The 15,135-nt window shown below is 72.5% G+C and carries 14 protein-coding genes and 1 pseudogene; 12 read left to right on the top strand and 3 right to left on the bottom strand.

Annotated elements, in window-relative coordinates; genetic code table 11:
- Positions 1 to 110: 110 nt before the first annotated feature.
- Complete coding sequence (locus tag ACFXAM_RS06225) at positions 111 to 794, bottom strand: 4'-phosphopantetheinyl transferase (protein WP_380287920.1); 684 nt, start codon at positions 792 to 794, stop codon at positions 111 to 113.
- A gap of 303 nt (positions 795 to 1,097) precedes the next feature.
- Between ACFXAM_RS06225 and ACFXAM_RS06220 the strand changes: the two genes are divergently transcribed.
- Positions 1,098 to 1,613, top strand: a complete 516-nt coding sequence (locus ACFXAM_RS06220) for an RNA polymerase sigma factor (protein WP_380287918.1) — start codon at positions 1,098 to 1,100, stop codon at positions 1,611 to 1,613.
- 106 nt (positions 1,614 to 1,719) lie between these two features.
- Here ACFXAM_RS06220 and ACFXAM_RS06215 read toward each other — a convergent pair whose 3' ends face one another.
- Complete coding sequence (locus tag ACFXAM_RS06215; protein ID WP_380287916.1) at positions 1,720 to 2,247, bottom strand: hypothetical protein; 528 nt, start codon at positions 2,245 to 2,247, stop codon at positions 1,720 to 1,722.
- Between the two features lie 356 nt (positions 2,248 to 2,603).
- On the opposite strand from ACFXAM_RS06215, the gene ACFXAM_RS06210 reads away from it, so the two are divergent.
- Positions 2,604 to 3,971, top strand: a complete 1,368-nt coding sequence (locus tag ACFXAM_RS06210; protein ID WP_380287914.1) for an ABC1 kinase family protein — start codon at positions 2,604 to 2,606, stop codon at positions 3,969 to 3,971.
- A 55-nt stretch (positions 3,972 to 4,026) separates the two neighbouring features.
- Here ACFXAM_RS06210 and ACFXAM_RS06205 read toward each other — a convergent pair whose 3' ends face one another.
- The gene (locus ACFXAM_RS06205; protein WP_380287912.1) at positions 4,027 to 4,287 is read right to left on the bottom strand and encodes a hypothetical protein; all 261 of its coding nucleotides are present in this window, start codon (positions 4,285 to 4,287) and stop codon (positions 4,027 to 4,029) included.
- A gap of 45 nt (positions 4,288 to 4,332) precedes the next feature.
- On the opposite strand from ACFXAM_RS06205, the gene ACFXAM_RS06200 reads away from it, so the two are divergent.
- From ACFXAM_RS06200 to aceB, 10 genes and pseudogenes are all read left to right on the top strand, one after another.
- Positions 4,333 to 4,956 carry an ABC transporter permease gene (locus ACFXAM_RS06200; protein WP_380287910.1) on the top strand — a complete coding sequence of 208 codons (624 nt, stop codon included), beginning with the start codon at positions 4,333 to 4,335 and terminating at the stop codon, positions 4,954 to 4,956.
- An 82-nt stretch (positions 4,957 to 5,038) separates the two neighbouring features.
- On the top strand, positions 5,039 to 5,836 hold the full coding sequence (locus ACFXAM_RS06195; protein WP_380287908.1) for an ABC transporter permease: 798 nt from the start codon (positions 5,039 to 5,041) through the stop codon (positions 5,834 to 5,836).
- Between the two features lie 21 nt (positions 5,837 to 5,857).
- A complete protein-coding gene (locus ACFXAM_RS06190; RefSeq protein WP_380287906.1) occupies positions 5,858 to 6,811 on the top strand; it encodes an ABC transporter ATP-binding protein in 954 nt (317 codons plus the stop codon).
- The gene (locus tag ACFXAM_RS06185) at positions 6,808 to 7,638 is read left to right on the top strand and encodes an ATP-binding cassette domain-containing protein (protein ID WP_380287904.1); all 831 of its coding nucleotides are present in this window, start codon (positions 6,808 to 6,810) and stop codon (positions 7,636 to 7,638) included. Before ACFXAM_RS06190 ends, ACFXAM_RS06185 begins: the two co-directional genes overlap by 4 nt.
- A 68-nt stretch (positions 7,639 to 7,706) precedes the next feature.
- Entirely contained in the window at positions 7,707 to 9,242 is a 1,536-nt protein-coding gene (locus tag ACFXAM_RS06180) for an ABC transporter substrate-binding protein (protein WP_380287902.1), read from the top strand.
- A 74-nt stretch (positions 9,243 to 9,316) separates the two neighbouring features.
- On the top strand, positions 9,317 to 10,129 hold the full coding sequence (locus tag ACFXAM_RS06175) for an IclR family transcriptional regulator (protein ID WP_380287900.1): 813 nt from the start codon (positions 9,317 to 9,319) through the stop codon (positions 10,127 to 10,129).
- A pseudogene (locus tag ACFXAM_RS06170) lies at positions 10,126 to 11,314 on the top strand (NAD(P)/FAD-dependent oxidoreductase). The gene ACFXAM_RS06175 and the pseudogene ACFXAM_RS06170 overlap by 4 nt, the downstream one beginning before the upstream one ends.
- Positions 11,314 to 12,306: an alpha/beta fold hydrolase gene (locus ACFXAM_RS06165; RefSeq protein WP_380287898.1), complete on the top strand. Its 993-nt coding sequence runs from the start codon at positions 11,314 to 11,316 to the stop codon at positions 12,304 to 12,306. Before ACFXAM_RS06170 ends, ACFXAM_RS06165 begins: the two are co-directional and overlap by 1 nt.
- A 256-nt stretch (positions 12,307 to 12,562) precedes the next feature.
- Complete coding sequence (locus ACFXAM_RS06160; protein WP_380287896.1) at positions 12,563 to 13,165, top strand: isochorismatase family protein; 603 nt, start codon at positions 12,563 to 12,565, stop codon at positions 13,163 to 13,165.
- Between the two features lie 183 nt (positions 13,166 to 13,348).
- Positions 13,349 to 15,001, top strand: a complete 1,653-nt coding sequence (aceB, locus tag ACFXAM_RS06155; RefSeq protein ID WP_380287894.1) for a malate synthase A — start codon at positions 13,349 to 13,351, stop codon at positions 14,999 to 15,001.
- Positions 15,002 to 15,135: the final 134 nt, after the last annotated feature.

Raw genomic sequence — 15,135 nt, 5'->3', positions numbered from 1 at the left:
CGCGCGCCCCCGCCGCGGCCCTCGCCGGCGGCGCCGGACACCCGCCGTGCGCTGGGCCGCCGGGCCGCCCCCGCACGGGGGGGGCGGCCCGGCGCACGTTCCGGGCCCGGTCAGTCGGCCGGCAGCGCCCAGCCGAGCACGCCGGCGCCCAGCCGCCGGACGGACACCGCGACCCGGAGGCCGGGCCGGGCCACCGGCGCGGCCTGCCAGCCGTCCTGACGGGGCGTCAGGCGAACCGCGCGCAGCCCGGGCAGCTCCTCCGGTTCCAGCAGCGGGCTGAGTGCCTTGAACGCGGCCTCCTTGGCGCTGTACAGCGCCAGCAGCTGGTCCGCCGCGTCCGGGGCCGAGCGGTCGAACAGGTGCCGTTCCCCCCGGTTCAGCACCAGGTGCGCGGCGGCCGTCGGCGGGCCGCACAGTTCGATGTCGACGCCCAGTGTCCGGTACCGGGCGGCCGGCCCGGCCAGTGCCACCGCGACGCCCTGCGAGTGGCTGATCGAGGCCCGGACGCCGGCGGGGAGCCTGGGGCGCGGGCCGTCGCGGAGCACCGGTCCGGAGTCCAGCCCGGCCCGGCCGAGGGCCCGGTGCAGCGCCTCGCGCCCGGCCAGGAACTCGGCCCGGCGGCGGGCCGGGAACGCCGCCGCGAGCTGCCGCTCCGCCTCGTGCGCGCCGCGGCCCGTCGATCCGGCGGCGTGCGCGACGGCCAGCCGCAGTCCGCTCGAATACCCGAACTCCGCTTCCAGAATTGACACGTAGAGGTCAATTCCGGTCCTGTCGGCCCACTGCTCGGTCTTCACCCGATCACTCCTATTACTCCCGGTGGCGGACGCGGTTCCGCTGGGAAGAGGGCGCGGGGGGCCGTTGCACTCCTCGGGTGCCGCCGCGCGACCCTGCGACCAACTACCTGCTGGTACAAGGGAATTACCGCCAATCGCTGCCCTAGAGGGCCTACGATCGGTTACACTTCCGCCCGGAGACGAAGTCATCGGCGCGCCGCCGCATCCGGAAGCGGCCGCGCGCCGGGTTATCGCACAGAACGCCCGAGGGGCGACTGCACGCGAGCCGCGCTTGGCTCTAACGGGGACATGGGGGATCCGTCGATGGAATTTTCGCATGCGCGCGAACAAGATGACCTGGCCGATCTGGTGAAAAGAGCCCAGCGGGGCGACGTCATCGCAATGGAACGAATTCTGGCAATTCTCGCACCGTATGTCGGACGGGTGTGTGCGCCGATCGCCCTGCAGGACGCCGCGGACGCGGCCCAGGAGTCGATGATCGCGATCTTCCGGAGGTTGCACCAGCTCAAGACGCCCGAGGCGCTGTTCGGCTGGGCCAAGGCGATCGCCCTGCGCGAGGCCGTCCGGGTCGCGGCCAGGGGGCGGAAGTCGTCGCCGGCCGAACTCGCCGACGAGCCCGACCCGACGGACACCGAACTCGCCGCGGACATTCGCGACGCACTCGACCGGCTTTCTCCCGAGCATCGCGCCATATTGACGATGCGGCACATCGAAGGATTCGACGAGCAGACGGTCGCGAGCATTCTCGACGTCCCCGTCGGAACGGTGCGTTCACGACTGTTCCGGGCGCGTGCGATATTCCGCAGATCCTGGTTCTGAGAAGTCCGGGGAAGCGGAACGGGAAGGGCCGGACATGGTGCGGTGCGGGACGCCTTTGAGGGTGCGTCCCGCACCGGATCGATCCGATTCCGACAGGCGGATCGGGTCAGTCCGCGGGCGGCAATGCGGCCTTGGCGGAAACGCGGGACTCCAGACGGTCCATCAATACCCTCCCTTTCCAGTCCGGAGAACTCCCGAGGAACGAGCCGACCGCACGGATGCCCGGCAGCCGCAGGCCGCCGAAGAGGGCGAACCGCACCCCGTCCCCCTCGGGCACCGCGGCCATGCCCCCCACCACGGCCTTGCTCTGCATCAGGCACCAGCCGGGCCGCAGCACCACGTCGAAGCGCTCCCGGTGGCCGATCCTGCTGGTGGCCACGCCGGACCACCGATCGCCGCCCGACTCGGCGGGTTCCAGGCTGAACGCCCTGAGGCCGGTGATGAGTCCCGGCAGCTCCCCTTCGAGATCGCTCGCCACCGACCAGACCGCGTCGAAGGAAGCCGTCAGCGTGCGTTCGGCGAACATCCGGTGGCCGCCTGCGGCAGCCAGCACCCGAAGGCGCCGGACCGCGTCGAGCTCGACCGAGGGCCAGTCCTGCCGCACCCGCCCGGCGAGCCCCTCACCAGTACCCATGTTCCCTCCCATGACCAATCGTCCAGCCACCGTGTCGGGGAGGACGGCGCCCGCAGGTCCCTGTCGCGTTGTGGATGATCGACGACCCGGGCCGCGGACCCTGCACCCGGGGGTTCGGGGGTGGATACCTCCATCGTGTCAGAGGGCCCGGGCACCCCGGGCAATCCCTCCGATGTCCCGGCAATCGCCGGGCGGCCACCGGGGCCCGCCGCGGCGCCGGGACCGCCGTCGCCGGGACCGCCGCCGCCGGGACCGCCGTCGCCGGGAAAGTCACCGGCGGGCGGGGAGTGCCTCGGGTCCGCCGCGCCTCTTTCCGGTCGGACACCGCGTCCGGCGGACAGAGAGGATCCCGGCGCATGGAGCGGAACGAGGAACGCCCGGCCGAGGGCCGGCTGCCCGGCCCCGGGGCCGGCATCCCCTGGCGGCCGGCGGCCCGCTCGGCCCGTCTGGCGACACTGCCGCTCGGGTACGCGGGCAGGTCGGCCGCCAGGGTCGGTCGACGGTTGCTCGGGCAGTCCGCCGAAGCGGTCACCGAGGAGTTCCAGCGGCGCACCGCCGAGCAGCTCTTCTCCGTGCTCGGTGAACTCAAGGGCGGCGCGATGAAGATCGGCCAGCTGCTCTCGGTCTTCGAGGCCGCGCTGCCGCCGGCCCTCGTGGGCCCGTACCGGGAAGCCCTGGCCCGGCTCCAGGAATCGGCACCGCCGCTGGGGTTCGACGCCGTACGGCACACCCTCGCCGAGGAGCTCGGTGCGTCCTGGCCGGAGTCGTTCCGCGCGTTCGCGGAGGAGCCGGAGGCCGCCGCCTCCATCGGGCAGGTGCACCGGGCCCGCTGGGAGGACGGCCGCGAGGTGGCCGTCAAGATCCAGTACCCGAACGCCCGGGAGGCCCTGCTCGGCGACTACGCGCGCATCTCCCAGCTGATGCGCGTCCTCGGTCTGCTCTACCCGGGCCTCGACATCGGGCCGATGGTCGCCGAGTTGAAGGAGCGGGTGGCCGAGGAGCTGGACTACCACCTGGAAGCGGGCGCGCAGCGCGCCTTCGCCGAAACGTATCGCGACGACCCCGACATCCACGTGCCCGCCGTGGTCGCACAGACCTCCCGGGTCCTGGTCACCGAATGGCTGCCCGGCCGGCCCCTCTCCGACGTGATCGCAGGCGGCACCCGGCAGGAAAGGGACGCGGCCGGGCTCCGGTTCACCCGCTTCCTGCTCTCCGGCCCGGGGCGGGCCGGGCTGCTGCACGCCGACCCGCACCCCGGCAACTTCCGCCTGCTGCCCGACGGCCGGCTCGGCGTCCTGGACTTCGGCGCGGTCAAACGGCTCCCCGACGGGCTGCCGCACACCCTCGGGACGCTCCAACGCCTCGCCCACCAAGGGGACTTCGAAGCCGCCGAACAGCTCATGCGGGAAGCCGGCCTGCTCCGGCCGGGAGCGCGGGCCGGGGCGGAGGCCGTCTCGGCCTTCCTCGCCCCGCTTGCCGTACCGGCGGCGCAGGAGGAGTTCCACTTCACCCGGTCCTGGCTGCGGGAGGAACTGGCCCGGGCCGCGTCCCCCGGCACCCGGGGACTGATCCGCCGGCTCAACCTCCCGCCGTCCTACGTCCTGATCAACCGCGCCGTCACGGCCGGAAGCGCCGTGCTCTGCCAGCTGGACTGCACCGTCCCCTTCCGGGCGGAGGCGCTGCGCTGGCTGCCCGGTTTCGCCTCCGGGGAAGCGACCCCGTGAGCCGGCACCGGGCCGGCCCCGCGCCAGGTGCCGTCGGGCGGGTCGTCCGGCGCGGTCAGGTCCCGGATCGCGGCCCCGCACCCGGTGCCCGTCGCGAAGGCTCGGTGGCGGAGAGCGCGTCGGTGTAGATGCCGGTCATCGCCGTCACGGCCCGCCGGCGGTCCAGGTCCGGGTCCAGGCGGTGCTGGATGTTGATGCCTAGGGTGCCGCCGAGCAGGGCCGCCGCGACGGCGTCCGGGTCGGTGACGTGCGCGCCCGTCGCGCGCAGATCGTCTCGGCCGTCACCGGTGATTTCGGTGACTCGTACCAATACCACGAGCCCGCTCTCGCCATCGTTCTGGAGCGCCTTCCCGCCACACTGATGCTCGCCGTCGGGTCGATCGTCCTGGCCCTCGTCATCGCCATTCCGATGGGGGTGTGGGCGGCCGTGCACCGGGGCGGGGCCGTCGACCACCTCGTTTCCTCGGTATCGGTCGTCGCCAAGGCGGTGCCCACGTTCTGGCTGGGCATCATGCTGATCATGCTCGTCTCCGTGAACCTGGGCTGGCTCCCGGTCTCCGGCAGCGGGACCTGGGCCCACCTGGTGCTTCCCGTGATCACGCTCGGCACGGGCACCGCGGCCGAGATCACCCGGCTCGTGCGTTCGAGCATGGTGGAGATCCTCGGGCAGGACTACATCCGGACCGCGTACGGAAAAGGCCTGCGTGAATCGCTCGTCGTCTTCAAGCACGGTTTCAGCAACGCTTTCATCCCGGTCGCCTCGATCACCGTGCTCCAGTTCTCGGCGCTGCTCGGCGGCGCACTCGTCACCGAATCCGTATTCGCGTGGCCGGGGCTCGGACAGCTCCTGGTCAAAGCGGTGACACAGCGGGACATGCCCATCGTCCAGGCGGCGGTATTCGTCGTGGCGGTGATGGTCATCGGGCTGAGCATTCTGTCCGACATTTCGTTCAAGCTCGTCGACAGGCGGATCAACCTTGACTGAATCCATCGGCCTTCCGCGGGCGGGCACCGCCGCGCGGCGCAGAAAGGCCCTCCGGAGCATTCCCTTCCCGGCGGTCGTCGGAATGGTCCTGCTGATCGTGCCGGCCGCCGTCGCGATATTCGCGCCGTGGATAATGCCGCACGACCCCGCGGCGATCGACCCGTCGCAGGCGCTCATTCCGCCGCTCCCGTTCGAGGGGAGCGACCCGGCCCACCTGTTGGGCACCGACAACCTCGGCCGCGACATGCTCAGCCGCCTCATCGACGGTTCGCGCATCTCGCTGCTGGTCGGCGTGCTCGGCGTGGTCCTGGCCGGATCGATCGGCCTGGTGGCCGGCCTGCTCGCCGGCTACTACGGACGGTTCGTCGACGCGGTGATCATGCGGCTGGTCGACGCGCTGCTCGCCATTCCCGGCATCCTGCTGATCCTCGTCATCCTCGGCGTGGTGAAGCCCGGTCTGACGACGCTCGTCGTCGTGCTCGGCCTGACGAACTGGGTGGTGTACGCCCGTCAGATCCGCGCGGAGGTCCTGGAGATCCGCGAGCGCCTGTTCGTCGAGGCGGCGAAGAACTTCGGCGTCCCCCACACCCGGATCCTCCTGCGGCACATCGCGCCGAACGTCATGCCGACGTTCATCGTGCTCTCCACGCTGAGCGTGGCGACCATCATCATCACGGAGTCCTCGCTCAGCTTCCTGGGCCTGGGGGTGCAGCCCCCGGACGTCTCCTGGGGCCTGATGCTCACCAGCGGCCGCGACTACATCACCAACGCGTGGTGGCTGAGCACGCTGCCGGGTCTGGCGATCGCCGGCACGGTGCTCGGGATCCTCCTCCTCGGCGACTGGCTGCGGGACACCCTCGACCCGCGACTGGGGGTGTGAACGATGCACGGGAACGAACCCATGCTCAGCATCCGGGACCTCCGGGTGAAGGCGGAGAAGCGCGACCTCACCCTCGTCGACGGCGTGTCGCTCGACATCCGCGCCGGCGAACGGGTGGCCCTGGTGGGCGAGTCCGGCTCCGGCAAGAGCCTCACCTGCATGGCGGTCATCAACCTGCTGGCGCGGGGCCTGCGGATCTCGGGCGGTGAGATCCTCTGGCAGGGCGAGGACGTCTCCCGGGTGTCCGCCGGCCGGATGCGGCAGCTGCGGGGCCGTGAGATCTCGATGATCTACCAGGAGCCGCTGACCTCGCTCAACCCGGTCCTCTCGATCGGGAACCAGCTGGGCGAGGCCGCCAGGCACGTCTCCGCCTCGCGCGCCGACGTGCTGTCGATGCTCGACCGGGTGGGCTTCCACGAGCCGGAGCGGGTGCTGCGCCGGCGCCCCCACGAGCTGTCGGGCGGGATGCGCCAGCGCGTCATGATCGCGATGGCCCTGCTGGGCAGGCCCCGGCTGCTCCTCGCCGACGAGCCCACCACGGCCCTCGACGTCACGGTGCAGGACCAGGTGCTGAAGCTCGTCTACGACATCACGGTCGAGACGGGCACCGCCCTGCTGCTGGTGAGCCACGACCTCAACGTGGTGCGCCGGATCGCGGACACGGTCGCCGTGCTGTACACGGGGCGGATCGCCGAGAGCGGACCGACCGAACGGGTGCTGTCCGAACCCAGGCACCCGTACACCGACGCCCTGCTGCGCTCGGTCCCCTCCCTCGGCTCGAAGGCCGACCGGCTCACCGCCATCCCCGGGCGGGTGCCGACGCCGCACGAGTGGACCGACGGCTGCCGGTTCGCCGCGCGCTGCGAGTTCGCCACCGGGACCTGCGGCGACAAGCCGCCGTTCGCGGAGTTCCGGGGGCAGGCCTCGGCCTGCTGGCACACCGACCGTCTGATCGAGTCGAAGGGCGCACGATGACCGCCGACACCGCGCTGCCCGGCACCTCCCCGGACGCGGCCGTGCGCGTCACGGCGCTGTGCAAGACCTTCCGGGTCGCCGACGGGTTCTTCGGACGCAAGAAGGACTTCGCCGCCGTGCGCGACGTCGGTCTGTCCGTGCCCAAGGGGGCGACCCTGGGCATCATCGGGGAGTCGGGCTCCGGGAAGACCACGGTCGCCCGGATGCTGGCGGGTCTGCTGACGCCGACCTCGGGCGACGTCCTGATCACCGGCGCACCGGTCTTCGACGCCAGGGGCCGCACCACCTCCGCGGGACGCACCGCGGCGCAGATGGTGTTCCAGGACCCGTACTCCGCGCTGAACCCGCGGATGAACGTGCGCTCCATCCTCGCGGAGCCGCTCACCGTGGCGCCGCGCGCGAGCCGGCAGGAGATCGCCCGGCGGGTGGCCGAGCTCACCGACCAGGTCGGCATGTCGGCCGCGGCGCTGGAGAAGTACCCGCACGAGTTCTCGGGCGGGCAGCGGCAGCGCCTGGTGATCGCCCGCGCCCTGGCGCGAAAGCCCCAGGTGCTGATCTGCGACGAGCCGGTCTCCGCGCTCGACGTCTCGATCCAGAGCCAGATCCTCAACCTCCTCAAGGACCTCCAGGAGGAGATGGGCCTGACGTACGTCTTCATCGGCCACGGGCTGGAGAGCGTCCACTTCATGAGCGACCGGATCAGCGTCATGTACAAGGGCGCGGTCGTCGAGCACGGCACGGCGGACGACATCCTCCACCGCCCCGGCCACGAGTACACCCGACGGCTCATCGAGTCGTCGCGCGCGCAGCCCTTCAGGACGCGTTGACCGTCCGACCGCGACCCCTCCCGCCGGCACCGGCGGGAGCGGGCGAACCGTTCGTGAAAGGACCGATGATGAAGAAGAGACTCACCGTGGCGCTGGCCGTGGCGGCCGTGCCGCTGGCCGGGTGCATGCCCGTCGCGAGCAGCGGGGGAGAGGGCGGCGCGCACAAGGACACCCTCGTGTTCGCGCAGAACGTCGACCCGCGCAACCTCGACCCGCAGAACGCCGTGCAGACGTCGGCCGACCGCATCAACCGGAACATCTACGACCGGCTGTTCACCAGGGACGAGTCGATGAAGATCGTTCCTCAGCTGGTGACCGACTACCAGCAGGTGGACGACGAGACCTGGACGTTCCGGCTCCGCGAGGACGTCACGTTCCAGGACGGGTCGCCGCTGACCGCCAAGGACGTCGTGTTCACGATCCACCGGCTGAAGGACCCCGCGCTGCTGGAGGCCCGGTGGTTCGAGCAGATCGCCGACGCCACGGCGGTCGGCGACCACGAGGTCCGGATCACGACCAAGGGCGCGATGCCGACCCTGCTCGCGGTGCTGGCGAAGAGCGGCGCCGACATCGTCCCGTCGGCCTACATCGAGAAGAACGGCATCGAGGAGTTCGTCAAGGCCCCCTTCGGCTCCGGGCCGTACAAGTTCGTGGAGTGGAAGCGCGACGACCGCGTCACCCTGGAGCGCAACGGCGCCTACTGGGGCGGCGCCCCGAAGTGGAAGCGCGTCGAGGTCCGCACCATTCCCGAGAACTCCACCCGGGTGTCCGAACTCCTCACCGGTGGCGTCGACATCGCGACCGAGATCCCGGTGATCGACTGGAAGCGCGTCGACTCCGGCAGGACCGCGATGGCACTCGGGGAGACGACCCGGGTGATGCTGCTCGTGCTGCGCCTGGACGACCAGTACGCGACGAAGGACCCCCGGGTCCGTGAGGCGATCGACCTCGCGATCGACAAGAAGGCGATCGTCGACACGCTCTTCGGCGGCAAGGCGACGCCGGTGCGCACGCGCGCGCCCAAGACGGTGTTCGGCGGGGACCCGTCCCTCTACAACACCGCGGCGTACGACCCCGAGCGGGCGAAGGACCTGGTGAAGCAGGCCGTCGCGGACGGGCGCAGCGTGAAGCTGCACTACAGCGCGTCGCGCGGGACCTACCCGATGGACGCCGAGCTCGCGGAGATGGTGACCGCGATGCTCAAGAAGGCCGGCTTCAACGTCGAGCTGGAGATCCTCGAAGGCGGTGCCTTCGGCGACATCTACAGCAAGTACACCAACAAGGACGTGTACCAGGTCGCCTTCGCGGACGGCCTGATGGACTCCTCGTACGCGCTCCAGGGCTTCTCCACCGTCCTGGGCAAGCCCCGGATGGGATACAGCAACCCGAGGGTCGACGAGCTGCTCGCCCAGGCGAACCGGACGATGGACGAGGCCGCGCGCAGGACGGCGTACTCCGAGGTCCAGAAGATCATCGCCGACACGGACCGGCCGATGGTCTCCCTCTACACGCAGCCGGCGGCGTTCGGCGTCTCCAAGGACGTGGCGTTCACGCCGCGTGCCGACGACGGGTTCGTGTTCGACGACGTGACGCTCGCGAAGTAGTGCGCGGGAGATCCGGGCGGACACGGGTGCCGCCCGGGCCCCTGCCGACATCGATGCGGGAAGGAGAAATCACCATGGGGGCCGTTGATGCGAACAGCGGTGGTCAGCGGACAACCGGCGCGGTGCAGTCGCTCCGCAGGGCGTTCACGGTCCTGGAGGCCGTGGTCGACAGCGACGACCCGATCGGGGTCTCCGACCTGGCCCGCCGCAGCGGTCTGCCGGTCGGCACGGTCCACCGCCTGGCGCAGACCCTCCACGAACTCGGCTACGTCCGCAAGGACGAGCAGAGCAAGTACCTGCCGGGGCCGCGCCTGCTGAAGCTGGCCAAGAGCAATCAGAAGGCGATCACGGTCGTCGCGCAGCCCTACCTCGACGACCTCGCCAGGCGCTACGGGGAATCGGTCGCCGTCGGGACGCTGAACGGGGACTACGTCGTCCACCTGGCCAAGACGCCGGGGTCACGGTCGATCAGGATCTGGACCAACCTCGACGAGCCCCTGTACCCGCACTCCTCGGCGATCGGGAAGATGCTGCTCAGCAGGCTCCCCGACGAGCGGGTCCGCACCATCCTCGGCCACACGAAGATGCCGCGCTTCACCGATTCGACCCTCACGGACCCGGACGAGCTGCTCGCCGAGCTGGCCGCCGTGCGCGAGCGCGGATTCGCCGTGAACGAGGGGGAGCAGGAGGCGGGGATGCGCTGCGTCTCGGTGGCCATCCCGCTCCGGGGGGAGCTCCTCGGGTTCTCGCTCTCCGCCCCGACCCTGCGGATGTCCGACGCGGTGCTCGCCGAGATCGTCACGGGGCTGAAGCGGGCCGCCGTCGCCCTCGCCGCGGAACTGGACGGCGCACGAGGCCTTTCACAGAAAGAGATCCACAGGAAGTGAACCGGGAAGTGAACAACGTCAAGAACGCGTCCGTCGTCGTCATCGGCGCCGGGATCGCCGGTGTGACCACCGCCTTCCACCTGGCGCGCCGCGGGGCCAGGGTCACCGTCGTCGACGACGGCGGATTCGGCCAGGCGACCGCGGCCCGGCGCGGGGATCATCGCGCCCTGGGTGTCCTCCTCCGAGGGCGACTTCTACGAGGCCTACGCCGCCGGGGGCAACTACTACCCGGAGTTCCTGTCGCAGCTGGAGGCGCTCGGACTCCCCGAACTCGGGTACCGCCGCTCGGGCGCGCTGATGGTCAGCGCGGACGCCGCCGAGGTCGACGCCGTCGAGGAGCGGATCGCCGGCCGCGTGCGCGACGCCGGACCGGTGGCGGGCACCCTCGAACGCGTGGACGGCGCCCGCGCCCTGGAGCTCTTCCCGGCGCTCGCGCCCGGGCTGAGCGGGCTGTTCGTCCCGGGCGGCGGCCGCGTCGACGGCCGGGTGCTCCGTGACGCGGCCCTGAGCGGGGCGCTCGCGTTCGGTGCCCGGCACGTGGTCGGCGCGGTCGTCGGGCTCGCCCCCTCGGGGGCCGGTTGGCGGATCCGGACGGCCACGGCGGACCTCGACGCCGACGCGGTCGTCGTGGCCGCGGGTGCGCGCGTCACCGATCTGCTCGGCCGGCTCGGCCTCCGGGTGGGGGTCAGCCCGCAGCGCGGGCAGATCGTCCACCTGCAGCTGCGCGGCGTCAACACCTCGCCGTGGCCGACCCTCCACCCGTTCGCCGACCACTACATGACGCCCTTCGACGGCGGCCGGATCGCCGTCGGGGCCACCCGCGAGACCGGCAGCGGATTCGACCCCAGGGTGACCGCGGCCGGGCAGCTGTCGGTCCTGCGCAACGCCCTTGAGCTCGCACCGGGCCTCGCGGAGGCGACCGTGCTGGAGACCAGGGTGGGCATCCGCCCCATGGCGGACGGCCGGATGCCGCTGGTCGGCCGGGTGCCCGCCGCCGACGGCCTCTGGCTGGTCGCCGGGTACGGCGCGGCCGGGCTCACCATGGCGCCGCTGCTCGGCGACGCCGTCGCGCGCGATGTGCTGGGCGAGGCGGCTCCCGAGCTCGCGGCCTTCCCCGTGGCGGTCGAGCGGCAGGCCCGCGGGGACGGGGCCACCGGGGGCACGCCCCGTGGGGACGGGGCCTGATGGCGGCCGCCTCCCACGCGTACCGGCGGGCCCGGGTCGAGGTCGCGGGCGGTCGCTCCACGGTGGGGGTGTGGGAGCCGGTGGCACCCCCGCCCGGACCGGTTCCGACCGTCTGCGCGATCCACGGCATCACCTCGAACCACCTCTTCCTCGCCGGCCTCGTCGCCGCACTGCCGGGCGTCCGGGTCATCGCCCCCGACCTGCGCGGACGGGCGGGTTCGCGGCACCTGGGGGCCCCGTACGGGATGCGGGCGCACGCGCGGGACGTGCTGGCCGCGGTCGAGGCCCTCGCCGGGCCCGGGGAGGTGACCCTGGTCGGCCACTCCCTCGGGGGCTTCGTCGCGATGACCCTGGCGGGGCTCGCCGACGGGGACCTCGCGGTGGCGGAGCACCGCTTCCGCGGCCTCGTCCTCGTCGACGGGGGGTTGCCCCGGCCGCCCCGGCCTCCCCGGGCCGCCGATGCGGCCGACCCGGCGACCGCCGATGCGGCCGACCCGGCCGACCGGCTGGCCGCCGTGGGGCCGGCGGCCCGGCTCTCCATGGTGTTCGACGGCGTCGAGGAGTACCTGGACTTCTTCCGCGCCCACCCGGCCTTCGCCGACGGGGTGGACCCGGTGGCGGCGGAGAGCTTCCGCTACGACCTGGTCGCCGACGACGCCGGCGGCTTCCGCGCCTCCACCGCGGTCGAGGCGATGCAGGCGGACTCCGACGACGTGTACGGCGCACCGGACTTCGGCCTCGGCGTCGAGCGCGTCATGGGGGATCCCGCGCGCCGGCGCGACGTCCACCTGATCGTGGCGGAAGGCGACCTGGTCGCCGCCCGCCCCGGCCTCCACCCCGCCGGGATCCTCGCCGACTACCGGCGGCGGTGGCCCGGCGTGCGGATCACCGAGGTCGCCGGCACCAACCACTACGACATCCTGCTCGCCCGCCGCGGCATCCGCGTCTGCGCCGAGGCGGTGCTCGCCGCCCTCGGCCCCGACCGCGCCTGATCGCGACCGACCGCGAACCGACCGCGACCGGCCACGACCGATCCCGACCGATCCCCACCGATCGCGCAGCCGTCCACCCGGACGCGGCCGCGCCGGCCCATCCGCATCGCCGGGCGCCGCGGGCCCCGTCGTCGGCACGCCACGGTCCGTGCCGGCCGGCCCCGCGCCCCCGGCCCGACCTCCGGCCCGACCTCCGGCGACACCCGGCCGGAACACCGCAGCGGACAACGCGCTGCCCAGCCAACGAAAGGTACCCATGAATCTCTTCGACCCCGCCACCACCGCCCTCGTCTGCATCGACCTCCAGGGAGCGAACCTCTCGCACGGGGCCGAGCCGCACTCTCCGGAGGAGGTGCTCGGCCAGAGCCTGCGGCTGCTGGAGGCCGCGCGCGCCGCCGGATCGCTGGTGGTCCACGTCCGCACCTCCTTCCTCCCCGACGAATCGGATTCGCTGCAGCCGCTGCGCATCGAGCAGATGCGCCCGGCGCGGCCCCACCGGGAGCCGGGATGGGACGAGCTGCTTCCGGAGGTCGCGCCCACGCCCACCGAGCCGGTGATCTCGAAGCGCAGCTGGAACGCGTTCCACGGCTCCGACCTGGACGTCCAGCTGCGCCGGCACGGGATCTCGACGATCGTCCTGCTGGGGATGTCCACCAACTTCGGCGTCGAGGGCACCGGCCGCGCCGCGTACGAGCACTACTACAACGTGGTGTTCGCCAAGGAGGCCATGTCCTCGGTCACGGCGGAGGGCCACGCGTTCTCGGTGGCGAACATCCTGCCGCTGATCGGCGTGGTGCGCTCGGTCGACGAGATCGCCGGGGCCTTCGCGGGCGCGCCGAACGAGGAGGCCGCCGCCTGACCCGGCCCACGCCGGTGCGAGCAACTCCCCCGGGGAATGCTCGCCGTTGACGGAGCCGCGCCCGGTTCAAGCACCCCACCGGGCGCGGCTCCCACCCCGGAACCCCTTCTGCGGGCTCCGACCGGGGACGCTCCCGCCGGAGCTCCCCCCACCAGGCTCAACCGTCCTAGGAGTGTCCTGTTCATGGCTGCACATCAGGGGCCCGTCAGCGCCTCGCCCGCCGATCCGGCGGTCACCGTCACCGGTCCGCACGTCCACCGGGCGGAGGAGGTGCTCACCCCGGAGGCGCTCGCCTTCGTCGCCGGCCTCCACCGTGCCTTCGAGGGCCGCCGGCAGGAGCTCCTCGCCGGGCGGAGGACCCGCCGCGCCGAGATCGCCCGGACCGGCGTGCTGGACTTCCTCCCCGGGACCGCGGACGTCCGGGCCGGCGACTGGACGGTGGCCGGGGCGCCGCGTGCCCTCCAGGACCGCCGGGTCGAGATCACCGGTCCGACCGACCGCAAGATGGTGATCAACGCGCTCAACTCCGGCGCGAAGGTCTGGCTCGCCGACTTCGAGGACGCCACCGCCCCGACCTGGGAGAACGTGGTCGGCGGCCAGGTCAACCTGATCGACGCCTTCGAGGGCCGGATCGACTTCACCACCCCCGCCGGCAAGGCCTACACCCTGCGGCCCGCCGCCGAACTCGCCACCGTCGTGGTCCGCCCGCGCGGCTGGCACCTCGACGAGAGCCACCTGCTGGTCGACGGCGTCCCGGTGGCCGGTGCGTTCGTCGACTTCGGCCTGTACTTCTTCCACAACGCCGCCCGGCTGCTGGCCAAGGGCGCCGAGGACCCGAACTCCGGCCCGTACTTCTACCTGCCGAAGATCGAGAGCCACCTGGAAGCCCGGCTGTGGAACGACGTGTTCACCCGCGCCCAGGCCGAACTCGGCATCCCGCACGGCACCGTTCGCGCCACCGTGCTCATCGAGACCATCACCGCCGCGTTCGAGATGGACGAGATCCTCCACGAACTGCGCGACCACGCGGCCGGCCTCAACGCCGGCCGCTGGGACTACCTGTTCTCCCTGGTCAAGAACTTCCGCGACGCCGGCGCGCACTACGTCCTGCCGGACCGCAACAGCGTCACCATGACCTCCCCGTTCATGGCCGCCTACACCCGGCTGCTGGTGCGGACCTGCCACCGGCGCGGCGCCCATGCGATCGGCGGCATGGCCGCGTTCATCCCCAGCCGCAGGGACCCCGAGGTGAACGCGGCCGCCCTGGCGAAGGTCACGGCCGACAAGGAGCGCGAGGCCGGCCAGGGCTTCGACGGCTCCTGGGTCGCCCACCCGGACCTGGTGCCGGTCGCCCGGGCCTGCTTCGACGCCGTCCTCGGCGAGCGCCCGCACCAGAAGGACGACCCGGGCCCGTCCGGGCCGGTCACCGCCGCCGAACTGCTCGACGTCGCGGGCGCGGGCGGCAGCTGCACCCGCACCGGGCTGCACAACGCCGTCCAGGTCGGCGTCCGCTACCTGGAGGCGTGGCTGCGCGGGCTCGGCGCGGTCGGCATCTTCAACCTGATGGAGGACGTGGCCACCGCCGAGATCTCCCGTTCGCAGGTCTGGCAGTGGGTCAACAACGGGGTCGTCCTCGCCGACACCGGCGAGACGGTCACCGCCGGACTCGTCCGCGCACTGGTCGCCGAGGAGCTGGCGGGGCTCCGCGCCGAGCTGGGGGAGGAGGCCTACCGGTCCGGCCGCTGGCCGGAGGCCGCCGAACTCTTCGAACAGGTCGTCCTGGCCGAGGAGTTCGTGGACTTCCTGACCCTCCCCGCGCTCCCCCTGCTGGGCTGATCCCCCCCCCGTCGGGGGGGCGGGGGGGGGCGCCGGCCGGAGCGGGGGGGGGCCCGCGCCCCGGCGGGTTGGTGGGGGTGTGGGGGCGCGCGCGGGCTAGAAAGATAAAGAAATAGCACACCGCCGCGCACCCG

Origin of the sequence: Kitasatospora sp. NPDC059462, from assembly GCF_042749955.1 — a bacterium.
Classification (GTDB): domain Bacteria; phylum Actinomycetota; class Actinomycetes; order Streptomycetales; family Streptomycetaceae; genus Kitasatospora.
This window is presented reverse-complemented; position numbering and strand designations above follow the sequence as displayed.

Excerpts from the sequence above, each read along its gene's own strand:
- ACFXAM_RS06220 (WP_380287918.1), top strand. The coding sequence starts at position 1,098 with ATGGAATTTTCGCATGCGCGCGAACAAGATGACCTGGCCGATCTGGTG.
- ACFXAM_RS06215 (WP_380287916.1), bottom strand. The coding sequence starts at position 2,247 with ATGGGTACTGGTGAGGGGCTCGCCGGGCGGGTGCGGCAGGACTGGCCC.
- ACFXAM_RS06210 (WP_380287914.1), top strand. The coding sequence starts at position 2,604 with ATGGAGCGGAACGAGGAACGCCCGGCCGAGGGCCGGCTGCCCGGCCCC.
- ACFXAM_RS06200 (WP_380287910.1), top strand. The coding sequence starts at position 4,333 with ATGCTCGCCGTCGGGTCGATCGTCCTGGCCCTCGTCATCGCCATTCCG.
- ACFXAM_RS06195 (WP_380287908.1), top strand. The coding sequence starts at position 5,039 with ATGGTCCTGCTGATCGTGCCGGCCGCCGTCGCGATATTCGCGCCGTGG.
- ACFXAM_RS06190 (WP_380287906.1), top strand. The coding sequence starts at position 5,858 with ATGCTCAGCATCCGGGACCTCCGGGTGAAGGCGGAGAAGCGCGACCTC.
- ACFXAM_RS06185 (WP_380287904.1), top strand. The coding sequence starts at position 6,808 with ATGACCGCCGACACCGCGCTGCCCGGCACCTCCCCGGACGCGGCCGTG.
- ACFXAM_RS06180 (WP_380287902.1), top strand. The coding sequence starts at position 7,707 with ATGAAGAAGAGACTCACCGTGGCGCTGGCCGTGGCGGCCGTGCCGCTG.
- ACFXAM_RS06175 (WP_380287900.1), top strand. The coding sequence starts at position 9,317 with ATGGGGGCCGTTGATGCGAACAGCGGTGGTCAGCGGACAACCGGCGCG.
- ACFXAM_RS06165 (WP_380287898.1), top strand. The coding sequence starts at position 11,314 with ATGGCGGCCGCCTCCCACGCGTACCGGCGGGCCCGGGTCGAGGTCGCG.
- ACFXAM_RS06160 (WP_380287896.1), top strand. The coding sequence starts at position 12,563 with ATGAATCTCTTCGACCCCGCCACCACCGCCCTCGTCTGCATCGACCTC.
- aceB (WP_380287894.1), top strand. The coding sequence starts at position 13,349 with ATGGCTGCACATCAGGGGCCCGTCAGCGCCTCGCCCGCCGATCCGGCG.